This is a genomic window from Zafaria sp. Z1313 (genome assembly GCF_050563205.1).
GTDB lineage: Bacteria > Actinomycetota > Actinomycetes > Actinomycetales > Micrococcaceae > JAZDCJ01.
In genome coordinates this window covers 1-13,488 of the sequence record NZ_JBNWUK010000009.1, presented here as the reverse complement: position 1 = coordinate 13,488, position 13,488 = coordinate 1, and the positions used below count along the sequence as shown (strand labels likewise).

The window sequence follows — 13,488 nt, the reverse complement described above, 5'->3', positions numbered from 1 at the left end:
GGATCGTCGGGGGCGGGTGGCACCATGGAAGGATGCGCGCCACCGAGTCCTCCACCGCCCCGGGCCCCGGGGCGTCCGCAGGAGCCGCCGCGCGCCCGCCCGCCGCCCGGGAGCCGGGTGCGGGGGCCGCGCCCGGAGCCGGGAGTCCGCACGGTTCCTGGCGGCCCGGCGGCCCCTACTCCCTCGAGGCGACGCTCGGCGTGCTGCAGCGTGGCATGCATGATCCCTGCGTGCGCGTCGCGGGCGCATCGGCCTGGCTCGCCGTCAACACCGGGTCCGGGGCGGCCTCCCTGCGCCTCGAGCTGCGGCGGGACGACCCGCAGCAGGAACCCGTGGTGGACTGGCAGGCGTGGGGGCCGGGAGCGGACGACGCCGCCGCCACGGTCCCCGCGCTGCTCGGCGCCGGCGACGACTGGAGCGGCTTCGACGACCCGGGCTTCGCCGCGACCCTGCCCCGCCCGGCGCGGGAGGCCCGGAGGCGGAATCGCGGCATCCGGCTCCCTTCGACGGGGCGCGTGTTCGACGCCCTCGTCCCGGTCGTGCTCGAGCAGAAGGTCACGACGATCGAGGCCCGCCACGCGTGGCGCTACCTCGCGGGCCGATTCGGCGACCCCGCCCCGGGGCCCGTGCCGGAGTGGCTGCGTGTCCCGCCCCGGCCCGCGCAGTTGCGGCGCGTGCCCAGCTGGGACTGGCACGCCGCCCGCGTCGACGCCCACCGACGGGACACGATCCTGCGGGCCGCCGCCTCGGCCGCCGGTCTGGACCGGCTCGCCGCCCTGTCCTGCGGGCAGGATCCCGGGCGCCTGCTCCAGACCGTCCCCGGCATCGGCCCCTGGACGGCTGCCGAGGTCCTGCAGCGCACGCACGGCCATCCGGACGCGGTCTCGGTCGGCGACTTCCACCTCGCCGGCTTCGTCGGCCACGCGCTCACGGGCCGGCGGACCGACGACGCCGGAATGCTGCGCCTCCTCGAGCCCTGGGCAGGCCACCGCCAGCGCGTCGTCCGGATGCTCTACCTCTCGGGGATCCGCAAGCCCTCGTTCGGGCCCCGGCTGGCGCCCCTGGACCACCGCAGCCGGTGAGCCGGGCCGTCCCGCTCAGCGCTCGAGGGCACCGAGCGACTCGGCCGCCTCGCGGCGCATCTCGACCTTGCGCACCTTGCCGGAGACCGTCATCGGGAAGGACTCGCGCACCTGCAGGTAGCGGGGGACCTTGTAGTGCGCGATCCGCCCCGCGCAGAACGCCCGCAGCTCCTCGAGGCCGAACGGCTTCGCGCCGTCCTTGAGGATGACGCAGGCCATGAGCTCCTCGCCGTACTTCTCGTCGGGTACGCCGATGACCTGCACGTCGCGGATCGACGGGTGGCCGTAGAGGAACTCCTCGATCTCGCGCGGGGAGATGTTCTCCCCGCCGCGGATCACCATGTCCTTGATGCGGCCCTCGATGCGCACGTAGCCGTCGTCGTCCATCGCGGCGAGGTCGCCCGTGTGCATCCACCCGTCCGCGTCGACCGCCTGGGCCGTCTTCTCCGGATCGTTCCAGTAGCACTTCATCACGGCGTATCCGCGCGTGCAGAGCTCCCCCGTGGTCCCGCGCGGCACCACCACGCCGGTCGCGGGATCCACGATCTTCGACTCGAGCGCCGGCATCGTCCGGCCGACGGTCTGCGTGCGCTTCTCGAGCGAGTCGCCGGCCCGGGTCATCGTGGACACCGGCGAGGTCTCCGTCATGCCGTAGCAGATCGCCACCCCGGACATGTGCATCTCGTCGATCACGCGCTTCATGACCTCGACGGGGCACGGCGAACCGGCCATGACACCCGTGCGGAGCGTCGAGAGGTCGTACTCGGCGAAGTCCGGGAGCGCGAGCTCGGCGATGAACATCGTCGGCACGCCGTAGAGGCTCGTCCCGCCGTGTTCCTGGACGGCCCGCAGGGCCTCGGCGGGCTTGAAGGAGCGGCCCGGCAGGATCGTCGCGGCGCCGTGGGAGAAGGCCGCCAGGTTGCCGATCACCATGCCGAAGCAGTGGAAGAACGGGACGGGCAGCACCACTCGGTCGGACGTCGTGTAGGCGAGGAGCTCGCCGATGTGGAAGCCGTTGTTGAGGATGTTCGCGTGGCTGAGCGTCGCGCCCTTGGGGAATCCCGTGGTGCCCGAGGTGTACTGCAGGTTGATTGCGTCGTCCGGGTCGAGGGATTCCAGGATCGCGTCGAGCCGGGCCTGTTCGACGCCGGCCGCTCCGTCGAGCAGTTGCCGCCAGGTCAGCTCGGGTCCGGTGGGCGCTGCGATCGAGTCCCCGGATGCGGACGACGCCGCCGCGGTGGCCGCATCGGGGTCGTCGGCTTCCGCCGTGCTTGCGTCGCGCACGTCACCGGCGGCGGTGACCGCGCCGGGATCGCCGGTCGCCGCGTGGTCACCGAGGCCCGTGTCCGCTCCGGGCTCCGGGAGGAGGACGAGCGCGCGCAGCCCGGGCGCCCCGGCCGCCACCTCGCGGGCCATCGCCGGATAGTCGCTGTTCGCGTCCGCCGGGGCCGCGACGAGCATCGCCATGCCGCACTGCTCCACCACGTAGGCGAGCTCGTGGGTGCGGTAGGCCGGATTGACGTTGACGAGGATGATCCCGGCCTTGGCCGTCGCGTACTGGAGCAGCGTCCACTCGGCGCAGTTCGGGCTCCAGAGGCCCAGACGGTCGCCCGGGGCCAGCCCCGCGGCCAGGAGGGCGCGGGCGAGGAGCTCGGTGTCGCGGTCCATCGCGGCATAGCTCCAGCGCCGGCCCGTCGAGGCCTCGATGATCGCCGGGGCGTCCGGATGGGTCGTGGCGACCGCCCGGAAATGCGCCCCGATCGTCTGGCGCAGGACGGGGAGCTCCGCATCCCCGGCGGTGTGGGAATCGGTGGCGGCGTAGGCGGCGTGGTGGGTCATGCTCGGCTCCTGTCGGCCCGCTGCTGCGGTGTGACGTGCTCTGTGCGGTGTGACACAGAACATATCAAAGCAGGAGGCGCCTCAAGGGAAGATGGCGGCCCCGGCGGGCCGGGAAGCACGTGGGCGCAGGGAGAGCCTGACTCCCCGCGCCTTCAGATGGTCAGCTCGCAGACTCGGGCGCGGGCGGGGCGGCGATCTGCGCGTGGACCTCGGCCATGTCGATGCCCTTGACGGCCTCGACGAGGTCGTTGAACTGGGTCTGGCCGAGCGCGCCGGGCTGGGAGAACACGAGCACCTTTTCGCGGAAGGCCATGAGCGTCGGGATGGAGGTGATGCCGGCCGCGGCGGCCAGGCCCTGCTCGGCCTCGGTGTCCACCTTGGCGAACGTGATCTCGGGATGCTGTTCGGAAGCCGCCTGGAACACGGGGGCGAACTGACGGCACGGGCCGCACCATTCCGCCCAGAAATCCACGAACACGATGTCGTTCTGCTCGATGGTCTGTGCGAACTCGGCCTCGGTGATGTCGATGGTTGCCATCCTTCCAAGGTAGCGCCTCGACCCGCCCCTGTCGCGCCGAGGGGCCCGGATGTGGAGGAAAGCACGTTGCCGGCTCCCCTCACAGGCGCGCCGCCCACCGCCGATATCCACAGATCCGCCGCACCCCCTGCCGCGCGCCGCGGCCGGTGCCTAGCGTCGAGGGGAAAGGGCAGGCGCCTCACGCCGAGGGAAACGGGAGCGGACGTGCGGGCCGGCTCACCGGCGACGGGTAGCGGGCGGCGGAGCCCGTGGGCACGGCCGCCCGGCACGGCACCGCTCGTCCCGACGCAGCGGATGGCAACGAGGAACACGACGGAGAAGACGGAGAAGGAGTCACGCATGGCAACGAGCACGCTCTTGGTGATCGTGGAGGGCTCCGGCCTCCGGGACGCGCTGCGGCGCGGGAAGACGGCGGCGGAAGGCTACCTGACCGGGCTGCCTGGTGTGGTCGAAGGCGGCGGCACGCGCCTCACGGCCGTCTCGGGGGCCGCGCGGATCCAGGCCCGGCTCGCCCTCCCCCGCCGGCTCGACGACCCGTCCTCGGCCGCGACCGCCTTCGGCCACGTCCATGCCCTCTGGAAGGACGGCCTCTGGACGACCCCGGGAAGCTGCGGCCCCGCCCCGCCGGACTCCAATGGGGCCACCGCGTGGCAGTGGGCGCACTACGCCGCGCTCGCCTCCGCCGATCCGGAGGCCGTGCTGCTGCTGTGGGAGGCGTACTTCGACGATCTCGCCGGATGGGCCGCCGCCTGACCCGGATGCGCCGCCACGGAGCCCGGACACACCGCCGCCAATCCCAGACGCGCCGCCGCGCCCAGACGCTCCGCCGCCGGGCCCGAATACAATGGGGCGCATGGAACCGCTTTCGGCCGACCAGACGGCCCGACTCATCGAACTCGCCCTGGACCGCGCCCGCGAAGGCGACACGGAGACCCTCCTGGAGTTCTTCGACCACGGGCTCGCGCTCGACGCGCGCGACCCGGGCGGCAACACGGCGCTGATGCTCGCGGCCTACCACGGCCGCGCGGCGACGGTCGAGGCGCTCATCGCCCGCGGAGCCGACGTCGACCTGCGCAACGCCCGCGACCAGTCCCCGATCGCCGGCGCCCTCTTCAAGGGCGAGGACCAGATCGTCAAGGCGCTCCTCGCCGCGGGGGCCGACCTCGACGCGGGCACGCCGAGCGCCCGCGCGACCGCCGAGATGTTCGGCCGCAGCGGCCTCCTCGACGGCTGAAATCCACCCGGAGGCACATCCCAGCCCAGAAGGACCCCCAACGGAGACGGATCCCCACGGAACCGGATCCATGCGGAGACACGTTCGTACGGAGACACGGGAACGCCCGGGCAGCCAGCTGGCTGCCCGGGCGTTCCCGTACTGCGGGGAGGGCGACGACGGGCGGTGGGCCGGGGCTCCCGGGCCGCCGTCCGTCGTCGTACCGTCCAGGACTAGACCGGGGCGTTCTCCGGGTTCGGGTCCTTCTGGCCGAGGCGGCCGGCCGCGAGGTCCTCGATGGCCCGGCGCACGCCCTCGCCGTAGGCCGGATCGGCCTGCGTGCAGTTGTAGATGTGGCGCTCGACGGTGGCCTCCGAGGCGCCGTTGATGGCGCGCGCCGTGTTGGCGAACAGGACTTCCTGCTGCTCACGGCTCATGAGGCGGAACAGGTCGCCCGGCTGCTCGTAGTAGTTGGCGTCGTCCGCGCGGAAGTCGTAGCGGTCCGCGTAGTCCCCGCCCACGTTCAGGCCCGGGTGCGCGTACTCCGGCTGCGCCTCGAAGCGGCCGTAGCTGTTCGGGGTGTAGCCCGGGGTCCCGCCCTGGTTGCCGTCCGCCCGGCCCACGCCGTCGCGGTGGTAGGTGTTGACCACCTTGGCGCCGCGCGGGTAGTTGACCGGGATCTGGTGGTGGTTGACGCCCAGGCGGTAGCGGGCGGCATCGCCGTAGGAGAACAGGCGGCCCTGCAGCATGCGGTCCGGGGAGACGCTGACGCCGGGCACCAGGTTCGCCGGGGTGAAGGCGGCCTGCTCGACGTCCTGGAAGTAGTTCTCCGGGTTGCGGTTGAGCTCGAACTCGCCGACCTCGATGAGCGGGTAGTCCTTCTTGGACCAGACCTTGGTGAGGTCGAACGGGTGGAAGCGGTACGTCGCGGCGTCGGCCTCCGGCATGATCTGCACGAAGAACTTCCACTTCGGGAAGTCGCCGCGGTCGATCGCCTCGAAGAGGTCTCGCTGCGAGGACTCGCGGTCGTCGGCCACGAGCTTCGCTGCCTCCTCGTCGGAGAGGTTCTGGATGCCCTGCTGGGTGCGGAAGTGGAACTTGACCCAGAAGCGCTCGTTCTCCTGGTTGATGAAGGAGAAGGTGTGCGAGCCGAAGCCGTGCATGTGGCGGTAGCCGTCCGGGATGCCGCGCTCGGACATCACGATGGTGATCTGGTGCAGCGCCTCGGGGAGGTTGGTCCAGAAGTCCCAGTTGTTCTCGGCGGACCGCAGGTTGGTGCGGGGATCGCGCTTCACGGCGCGGTTCAGGTCCGGGAACTTGTGCGGGTCGCGCAGGAAGAACACGGGGGTGTTGTTGCCGACGACGTCCCAGTTGCCTTCCTCGGTGAAGAAGCGGAGGGCGAAGCCGCGGATGTCGCGCTCGGCGTCGGCGGCGCCGCGCTCACCGGCGACAGTGGAGAAGCGGGCGAACATCTCCGTCTGCTTGCCGACTTCGGAGAAGATCGCGGCCTTGGAGTACTTGGTGATGTCCTGGGTCACGGTGAACGTGCCCCAGGCGCCCGAGCCCTTGGCGTGCATGCGGCGCTCGGGGATGACCTCGCGGTCGAAGTGCGCCAGCTTCTCGAGGAACCAGACGTCCTGAAGCAGCATCGGGCCACGCTGGCCGGCGGTGATGGCGTTGTCGTTCTCGGTAACCGGGGCTCCCGCCGCGGTCGTCAACGGCTTGGTGTTGTCCTGGGTCATTTCCTTCGCTCCTTCTGCTAAAGAACCGCTACCGTCCGGCACGAGGGCGGGTCGCTCCGCCCCGCCGTTCGGACGTGACCGGTGGCTTGTGGTGAATCCGCCGGGAAACGTGGCCGCCATCGCTGGCCGCACCGTGCGGAGCGACCCGGAGGGCGGCGCCGTTCCCGGTTCCGATCATGGCACCAGTCAACCACTTTTCTGGAACTATTCCAAATAAGAAAGGGTGCCCTTCCCCGTCCCGGAAACGACGAAGTCCCGTGACCTGGACCCAGGTCACGGGACTTCTTCACGGGTGGCAGATGAGGGATTCGAACCCCCGTAGGCTGTGCCAGCTGATTTACAGTCAGCCCCCTTTGGCCGCTCGGGTAATCTGCCGAACGCTCCGCTGTGGAACGAGTAGATACTCTACCCAAGAAACCCTCCAGAATCGAATCCGCCCGGAGCGGGCGCCCCGCGGGACCCTCCTCCCCCACCCCGCGGGCCGCGGCGCGTGCCGGTAGGCTGGTGCCAAACACCCCAGCAACCCCAGGAGGATTCCATGGCGAGTGATTCCACGTTCGACGTCGTGAGCAAGGTCGACAGCCAGGAGGTGTCCAACGCCCTGAACCAGGCGCAGAAGGAGATCGCCCAGCGCTACGACTTCAAGGGCGTCGGCGCCGAGCTCGACTTCAGCGGCGAGAAGATCCTGATGAAGGCCAACTCCGAGGAGCGCGTCAAGGCCGTCCTCGACGTCTTCCAGACCAAGCTCGTCAAGCGCAACATCTCCCTGAAGTCCCTCGACGCCGGCGAGCCGTTCGCCTCCGGCAAGGAGTACCGGATCGAGGCCTCCATCAAGGAGGGCATCGCCCAGGACGTCGCCAAGAAGATCAACAAGCTCATCCGCGACGAGGCCCCCAAGGGCGTCAAGTCGACGATCCAGGGCGACGAGCTGCGCGTCTCCTCCAAGTCGCGCGACGACCTGCAGGCCACCATGGCCCTGCTGCGCACCTTCGAGGAAGCCGACCTGCAGTTCGTGAACTTCCGCTAGGACGCCGGGTCCCGCGCCGCGGGCCCGGCAGGCAGTACGACGCCGCCGCCTCCCTCCGGGGGCGGCGGCGTCGTCGCGCCGGGTTGCTTGCGCGGAGGCTACGATCCGAGCGGGCGCCCGGCCATCCGCTCGAGCCGGGCGATGCGGTCCGCCATCGGCGGGTGGGTGGCGAAGAGCTTCTGGGCGCCGCCGCGGAACGGATTGGCGATCATGAGGTGGGAGGCGTTGACGATCCTCTGGTCCTCCGGCAGCGGCGCGCGCTGGACGCCCATCTCCAGCTTGCGCAGGGCGGAGGCGAGGGCCAGCGGGTCGTTGGTGAGCCTGGCGCCGTCCTCGTCGGCGTCGTACTCGCGCGTGCGGCTGATCGCCATCTGGATGAGCGAGGCCGCCAGGGGCGCCAGGAGCGCGGTGGCGATCATCGCGATCGGGTTGGCGTTGCGGCGGTCGCCGCCGAAGAACAGCAGGAACTGGGCCACCGAGGTGATGACGCCCGCGACGGCCGCCGCGACCGAGGACGTGAGGATGTCCCGGTTGTAGACGTGCATGAGCTCGTGTCCCAGGACGCCGCGCAGCTCGCGCTCGTCGAGGATCTGCAGGATCCCCTCGGTGCAGCACACCGCGGCGTTCTGGGGGTTGCGCCCCGTCGCGAACGCGTTGGGGGCGGACGTCGGCGAGACGTAGAGCCGCGGCATCGGCTGCTGGGCGGCCACGGAGAGCTCGTGGACGATCCGGTACATCGCCGGCTGCTGCTCCGGCGTGACGGGATAGGCCTGCATGGCCCTGATCGCGATCTTGTCGCTGTTCCAGTACCCGTAGGCGGTGGTGCCCAGGCCGATCAGCATGAAGATCCAGATGAAGGTCGAGTTCCCGGTGCCTCCCGCGATGAGGCCGCCGATCGCCAGCAGCAGGGCGAACAGGCCGCCCAGCAGCAGCGCTGTCTTGAGTCCGTTGTTGTGACGGTGCACGGAACCTCACTCCTGGTCCATCCGGTGCGGCCCGCTCCGTGCGGCCCGCGTGTATCCAATCTAGTCAACGACGGGCCGTTCCGCCGTGTTCCGGCGCGGGCGGCCGCTTCGCCACGGGTTCGCCACAGGCGGACACGCGAGGGGACAGGGGACGCGGACGCGCTACGGGACGGGGTTGCGGGAGTCGTAGCGGAGGAACCCGGGGCTCCAGCGCACCAGGAGCCACGCGCCGAGGATGCAGGCGAGACCCCCGACGACGAGCGTCCAGGCCTCGCCGAGGCCGGTCGAGACGCCGCCGGCCACCATGTCCCCGATCCGGGGCCCGCCCGCGACGACGACGATGAACACGCCCTGCAGCCGTCCGCGCAAGTGGTCGGGCGTGGCGGTCTGCAGGATGGTGGTCCGGAAGACGCCGCTGACGGAATCGGCGACGCCCGCGGCGGCGCAGCACGCCACGGCCGCCCAGATCCACCCGGACGTCCCGCCGCTCGGCAGCGGCTCGCGGGAGGCCTGGAGCACCACGAGCCCGAACGCCGAGATGCTGGCGCCCCACGCGGCGACGGACCAGAACACCGCCGTGCCCTGGAGGTGGATCCGGGTCAGCGGCCCGGAGAACAGGCCCGTCAGGAAGGCCCCGAGGGCCACCGCGCCGAGGAGCAGGCCCACGGTCGCCTCGCCTCCGCCGAGCATGACGGCGCCGATGGCCGGCAGCAGCGCGCGCGGGGCGGCGAGGATCATGGCGGCGAGGTCGATCAGGAACGTCATCCGCACGTTCGGCTGGCCGCCCAGGAAGCGGAAGCCCTCGATCACCGAGCGCATCCCGGCCTTGGAGATCTCGCCCTGCGGGGGCAGGGGCGGCAGCCGGTAGACGGACCAGAGGGCGGCCAGGAACGTGACGACGTCGATCGTGTACGTCCAGCCGTAGCCGACCTGGGCCACGAGGACGCCGCCGAGCAGGGGCCCGACCATCATGGCGATCCCGAACGTGACCATGTTCAGCGAGTTCGCCGCGGGCAGCAGCTTGGTGCCGATGAGCGCGGGGATGATGGCCCCGCGCGTGGGCTGGTTGATGCCGGCCGCGGCGGAATGCACGGCCGTGAGCGCGTAGAGGACCCAGATGCTGTCCAGCTGCAGCCAGGCCTGGGCGGCGAAGCCGATCGTGGATAGCCAGAGGACGAACGAGGAGGCCAGTGCGACCCGACGGCGGTCGTGCGCGTCGGCGACCGATCCCCCGTACAGGCCCGCCAGGACGAGCGGGACCAGGGCGAACAGGCCCAGCAGTCCCACGTAGAAGCTCGACGCGGTGAGGTGGTAGACCTGCAGGCTCACCGCGATCAGGGTGAGCTGGCTGCCGACGGCGGAGAGCGCGTTGCCGATGAAGAGGCGGCGGAACGCGGGGCTGACCTTCAGCGGGGTCAGGTCGGCGAAGAGGCGGGACACCTGAGGATTGTACCCGCGGGCAACTATCGCGTGGGCCACATTATTTTGACGCTTTCAAAATAAACCGGTTCAATGGACGGCATGGACTATCCGGCACGGCTCCGCGCCCACGGCCTGCGCGTCACGCGCCAGCGCCTGGCGATCCTCGGCGTGCTCGACCGGATGCCGCACTCCCCCGCGGACGCGATCGCCACCGAGGTCCGCCGCGAGCTGCCGGAGACCTCGATCCAGTCGGTCTACAACGTCCTCAACGACCTCACCGCCCTGGGGCTCCTGCGCCGCTTCACCCCGCCGCAGTCCGCCGCCCTGTATGAGACGCGGGCGGACGACAACCACCACCACGCCGTCTGCACCTCGTGCGGACGCGTCGAGGACGTCGACTGCGCCGTGGGCCACGCGCCGTGCCTGACCCCGTCGACCGACCACGGCATGACGATCCAGATCGCCGACGTCGTCTACCAGGGCGTGTGCTCCGCCTGCCGTGAGGCCAAGGCCTCCTGACGCGGCCCCCGCTGCACCCATCGCCATCCAGCCCAGCGCTGTTCAGACTGCCGCGTCACGACCCGGGGGTGGAGAGCGTGGCGTGGGGCGCGATGGGGTGAGTGCGAGGGTGAGGGACGAGCTCAGTCCGCGACCGGGATGCCCCGCGTCCCGCTGAAGCCGCGTCCGGCGTCGTCCTGCACCTCGACGGAGAGCTCCGCCGAGCCCCCGTCCGGGGATCCGGTCGCCGTCAGCCCGAACTGGAGCGTCTGCCGCCCGTCCGTGAGGCAGCGCCACTGGCCCGGCACGCCCGTCCGGGTGCACGCGGCCCCGCCCAGGGGCACGTCGATGAGGTTCACCGTGGCGGGTCGCACGGTGAACGTGACGGTCATGGGCGGCGCGAATCCGCCCTCCGGCTCGAACAACATCGCAGTGCTGTTGCCCCCGCCACCGGAAGTGACGGTCCAGCCGCCGATCGCGGGCCCCTCGGGCGCGGGCTCCGTCGGGGTCGGGTCCGGCGTCGGCTCGGAGGACGACGGCGGGGCGCCGCTTCCGGGGTCGGATTCCGTGGGCGTCGGGGTCCCGCTGGGCGTCGTGGACGGATCCGCGGGAGCGCTGCCGGTCGGACTGGACGATGGAGTGCCGGAGGTCGAGGCGGTCGGGCTGGGACCGGGCGTCCGCGTGGGCGAGGGCGCGCCCGTTCCTCCGGGCTCCGACGCCGAGGGCACCGTCGACCCCCCTCCCGTGCCCGGGGCGGTGGGTTGCGCGCCCGTCGTGGGGTCCGCCGCCCCGCCGTTCCCGGGCCCCGTGGCACCGCCGGATCCCGGGCCGCCCGGCGCCGTCGTCTCCGCCCCTGGTCGCGCGGCCGAGTCGTCGAGGCCGCCGCCCGCTCCGCCGTCGCCCGCTCCGCCGCCTGCCGGAAGGGAGACGCCGGGCGCCGTCTCGGCGCGGTCGGCGCCGTCGGTGCCTCCCCCGTTGGAGGACCCGCCCGGCGTGTCCGTTGCCTCGTCGGACACGCCGGCACCGGGCCGCGCCCCGTCGTCGTCGCCGAGCGGAAGCACTCCGGCCGTGGCCACGGCAGCCGCCGTGAGCGCCGCGGCGACTGCCAGCCCGAGCGCGACGGCGTTGTCCTTGATGAAGCGCGCCGGCCCGCGAACGGCCGCGGCGGCGCCGGCCCGGGTCGGCAGCGGCGCGGCGGCGGGCACCACGAGGTGGCCCGCCGTTCCCGCGCCGAGGAAGAGCGGAACGACCACGCGCCGCACGGCGGGGCCGGGATCACCCGCGAGCTCGAACGCCCAGCGGCACGCCGGGCAGGCCTCCCCCCGCTCCCGCGCCTCGGAGCCACGCGCCTCGGGGCCGCGCGGCCCGGGACGGCGGCCACCGGACCGGAGGCCTTCCGGTCCGGTCGGACCGCCGGCTGGCCGCGGCCCAAGCGCCGCACCGCACGCCGGGTCGGCGCTCAGGGCCAGGTGGGATTGCGCATAGGCGGCGGCGAGGCCCTCCCGCGCCTGCGCCGTCACGGCCGCGGCCGCCTCGCGCGTGACCGCGAGCAGCGGCGCGGCGGCGCGCTCGTCGCGGCCCTCCACCTCGACGAGCCAGAGGGCCGCCTGCTGGCGCGGTGGCAGCGAACGGAAGGCGTTCGCGAGCAGCCGGGCCTCGTGGAGGTCCATCACGCGATCCGCGTGGGCGTCGCCGCGCTCGAACAAGCGGTGCGGGTCGGAGGAGCCGTCCGCGGCGGAGAGGCCGAGCCGTGCGACGGCCGTGCACCAGCGGCCACGGAAGAACTCCGGCGGGGAGAGCCCGTCCCGCTCGGAACGCAGCACGAGCCCGAGCGCGTCCTCGGCCAGCGCTTGTGCCCCGGCGTCGTCGTCGGCATGGGTGCGGGCGACGGCCAGGGCCGCCGCACGGTGCCGCTCCGCGAGGACCGCGGCGGCCGAGGGGTCGCCGGCCCGGACCCGGGACGCCAGGGCGTCGTCCGGGACGGGTTGTTCCGCGGGGTGCTGGAACTCGGCTGTCACACGGTGCCTTCTACGTCGGGAACGGGGATCAGGTCACGGGCTGGCGCGTGGAGACCTCGACCATGTCCTCGCGCGGGACCACCTTGATGCGCTCGCGGGTCACGGGACCGGCCTCCGTCTGCAGCGTACCGGCCGCCTCGCCGAGCGCGCGCTCGTGGGCGTCCAGGGCCAGCCATCCCTCCCACGTCGTGTAGCGGATGCCGCGCTCCTCGAGCAGGCCGATCACGGCATCCTCGTCCGGCTGCGTCGCGGCCGGGAGGGACAAGCGGTCCTCGAGCAGGTTGCCGATGGTCTCGAGGGCGTCGCCCTTGGTGTGGCCGATCAGGCCCACGGGCCCGCGCTTGATCCAGCCCGTGGCGTAGAGCCCCGGCACGGGCTGCCCGGACTCGTCCAGGACCCGCCCGCCCGCGTTCGGTACCACGCCGCGCGCGGCGTCGAAGCCGACCTCGGGAAGCTCGGAGCCGAAGTAGCCGATCGCCCGGTACACGGCCTGGACCGGGTAGTCCACGATCTCCCCCGTACCGCGCACGTTGCCCGTGCCGTCCAGCTCCTGGCGCTCGAAGCGCAGCCCGGACACCCGCCCGTCCTCGCCCAGGACCTCGACCGGGTTGTGCAGGAAATGCAGGTGCAGGCGCCGCGAGGCCCCCGTGTCCTGCTCTTCCACGAGCCAGTTCGTGAGCGTGTTCACCATGGTCTTGACCTGGTTGTTCGTCTTGATCGCCTCGTCCGAGGCCGCGTCGAACTCGAAGTCCTCCGGGTAGAGCACGATGTCCACATCCCGCGAATGGCTCAGTTCCCGCAGCTCCAGCGGGGTGAACTTGATCTGCGCCGGACCGCGGCGGCCGAAGACGTGCACGTCCGTGACCGGGGAGGCCTTCAACCCCTCGTACACGTTCGCCGGGATCTCCGTGGAGAGCAGGTCATCCGCGTGCTTGGAGAGCACCCGGGCCACGTCCAGGGCCACGTTGCCGTTGCCGATCACCGCGACCTCGCGCGCCTGCAGTGGCCAGTGCCGGTCCACGTCCGGGTGCCCGTCGTACCAGGACACGAAGTCCGCGGCCCCGTAGGAGCCCTCGAGCTCGATCCCGGGGATGTTCAGGTCCGCGTCCCGGATCGCCCCGGTCGCGAAGACCACCGCGTCGTA

General features: G+C 72.2%; 12 protein-coding genes and 1 tRNA gene. 5 read left to right on the top strand and 8 right to left on the bottom strand.

What is annotated here, in order from left to right:
* The first annotated feature begins 32 nt into the window (after positions 1-32).
* Positions 33-1,082, top strand: coding sequence for a DNA-3-methyladenine glycosylase family protein (locus ACQ3I4_RS10155; RefSeq protein ID WP_430633495.1), 1,050 nt, complete (start codon positions 33-35; stop codon positions 1,080-1,082).
* A gap of 15 nt (positions 1,083-1,097) precedes the next feature.
* Here the strand turns inward: ACQ3I4_RS10155 and ACQ3I4_RS10150 are convergent, their stop codons facing one another.
* Both ACQ3I4_RS10150 and trxA read right to left on the bottom strand, forming a co-directional pair.
* Positions 1,098-2,921, bottom strand: coding sequence for an AMP-binding protein (locus ACQ3I4_RS10150; RefSeq protein WP_430633494.1), 1,824 nt, complete (start codon positions 2,919-2,921; stop codon positions 1,098-1,100).
* A 160-nt stretch (positions 2,922-3,081) separates the two neighbouring features.
* A complete protein-coding gene (gene trxA / locus ACQ3I4_RS10145; protein ID WP_430633493.1) occupies positions 3,082-3,459 on the bottom strand; it encodes a thioredoxin in 378 nt (125 codons plus the stop codon).
* Between the two features lie 339 nt (positions 3,460-3,798).
* Between trxA and ACQ3I4_RS10140 the strand changes: the two genes are divergently transcribed.
* Together ACQ3I4_RS10140 and ACQ3I4_RS10135 are read left to right on the top strand one after the other, a co-directional pair.
* The gene (locus tag ACQ3I4_RS10140) at positions 3,799-4,212 is read left to right on the top strand and encodes a hypothetical protein (protein ID WP_430633492.1); all 414 of its coding nucleotides are present in this window, start codon (positions 3,799-3,801) and stop codon (positions 4,210-4,212) included.
* A gap of 100 nt (positions 4,213-4,312) precedes the next feature.
* Positions 4,313-4,693 (top strand): ankyrin repeat domain-containing protein, encoded by a 381-nt coding sequence (locus ACQ3I4_RS10135; protein WP_430633491.1) that lies wholly within the window; start codon positions 4,313-4,315, stop codon positions 4,691-4,693.
* Positions 4,694-4,905: 212 nt separating this feature from the next.
* On the opposite strand, the gene ACQ3I4_RS10130 is transcribed toward ACQ3I4_RS10135, so the two are convergent.
* A complete protein-coding gene (locus tag ACQ3I4_RS10130; protein ID WP_430633490.1) occupies positions 4,906-6,414 on the bottom strand; it encodes a catalase in 1,509 nt (502 codons plus the stop codon).
* Positions 6,415-6,707: 293 nt separating this feature from the next.
* Positions 6,708-6,789 (bottom strand) — tRNA-Tyr (locus tag ACQ3I4_RS10125).
* 163 nt (positions 6,790-6,952) lie between these two features.
* Between ACQ3I4_RS10125 and ACQ3I4_RS10120 the strand changes: the two genes are divergently transcribed.
* On the top strand, positions 6,953-7,441 hold the full coding sequence (locus tag ACQ3I4_RS10120; protein ID WP_430633489.1) for a YajQ family cyclic di-GMP-binding protein: 489 nt from the start codon (positions 6,953-6,955) through the stop codon (positions 7,439-7,441).
* Between the two features lie 98 nt (positions 7,442-7,539).
* On the opposite strand, the gene htpX is transcribed toward ACQ3I4_RS10120, so the two are convergent.
* Together htpX and ACQ3I4_RS10110 are read right to left on the bottom strand one after the other, a co-directional pair.
* Entirely contained in the window at positions 7,540-8,406 is an 867-nt protein-coding gene (gene htpX, locus ACQ3I4_RS10115) for a zinc metalloprotease HtpX (RefSeq protein ID WP_430633488.1), read from the bottom strand.
* Between the two features lie 162 nt (positions 8,407-8,568).
* Entirely contained in the window at positions 8,569-9,846 is a 1,278-nt protein-coding gene (locus ACQ3I4_RS10110) for an MFS transporter (protein WP_430633487.1), read from the bottom strand.
* Between the two features lie 72 nt (positions 9,847-9,918).
* Between ACQ3I4_RS10110 and ACQ3I4_RS10105 the strand changes: the two genes are divergently transcribed.
* Positions 9,919-10,347: a Fur family transcriptional regulator gene (locus ACQ3I4_RS10105; protein ID WP_430633486.1), complete on the top strand. Its 429-nt coding sequence runs from the start codon at positions 9,919-9,921 to the stop codon at positions 10,345-10,347.
* A 122-nt stretch (positions 10,348-10,469) separates the two neighbouring features.
* Here the strand turns inward: ACQ3I4_RS10105 and ACQ3I4_RS10100 are convergent, their stop codons facing one another.
* A complete protein-coding gene (locus tag ACQ3I4_RS10100) occupies positions 10,470-12,344 on the bottom strand; it encodes an RNA polymerase sigma factor (protein ID WP_430633485.1) in 1,875 nt (624 codons plus the stop codon).
* Positions 12,345-12,372: 28 nt separating this feature from the next.
* A partial coding sequence (locus ACQ3I4_RS10095) for an FAD-dependent oxidoreductase (RefSeq protein WP_430633484.1) occupies positions 12,373-13,488 on the bottom strand: 1,116 nt, incomplete at its 5' end.

What these genes read in the sequence shown, in the direction of transcription:
- ACQ3I4_RS10120 (WP_430633489.1), top strand. Translation starts at nt 6,953, where the DNA reads ATGGCGAGTGATTCCACGTTCGACGTCGTGAGCAAGGTCGACAGCCAG.
- ACQ3I4_RS10135 (WP_430633491.1), top strand. Translation starts at nt 4,313, where the DNA reads ATGGAACCGCTTTCGGCCGACCAGACGGCCCGACTCATCGAACTCGCC.
- ACQ3I4_RS10140 (WP_430633492.1), top strand. Translation starts at nt 3,799, where the DNA reads ATGGCAACGAGCACGCTCTTGGTGATCGTGGAGGGCTCCGGCCTCCGG.
- ACQ3I4_RS10105 (WP_430633486.1), top strand. Translation starts at nt 9,919, where the DNA reads ATGGACGGCATGGACTATCCGGCACGGCTCCGCGCCCACGGCCTGCGC.
- ACQ3I4_RS10150 (WP_430633494.1), bottom strand. Translation starts at nt 2,921, where the DNA reads ATGACCCACCACGCCGCCTACGCCGCCACCGATTCCCACACCGCCGGG.
- trxA (WP_430633493.1), bottom strand. Translation starts at nt 3,459, where the DNA reads ATGGCAACCATCGACATCACCGAGGCCGAGTTCGCACAGACCATCGAG.
- ACQ3I4_RS10130 (WP_430633490.1), bottom strand. Translation starts at nt 6,414, where the DNA reads ATGACCCAGGACAACACCAAGCCGTTGACGACCGCGGCGGGAGCCCCG.
- ACQ3I4_RS10155 (WP_430633495.1), top strand. Translation starts at nt 33, where the DNA reads ATGCGCGCCACCGAGTCCTCCACCGCCCCGGGCCCCGGGGCGTCCGCA.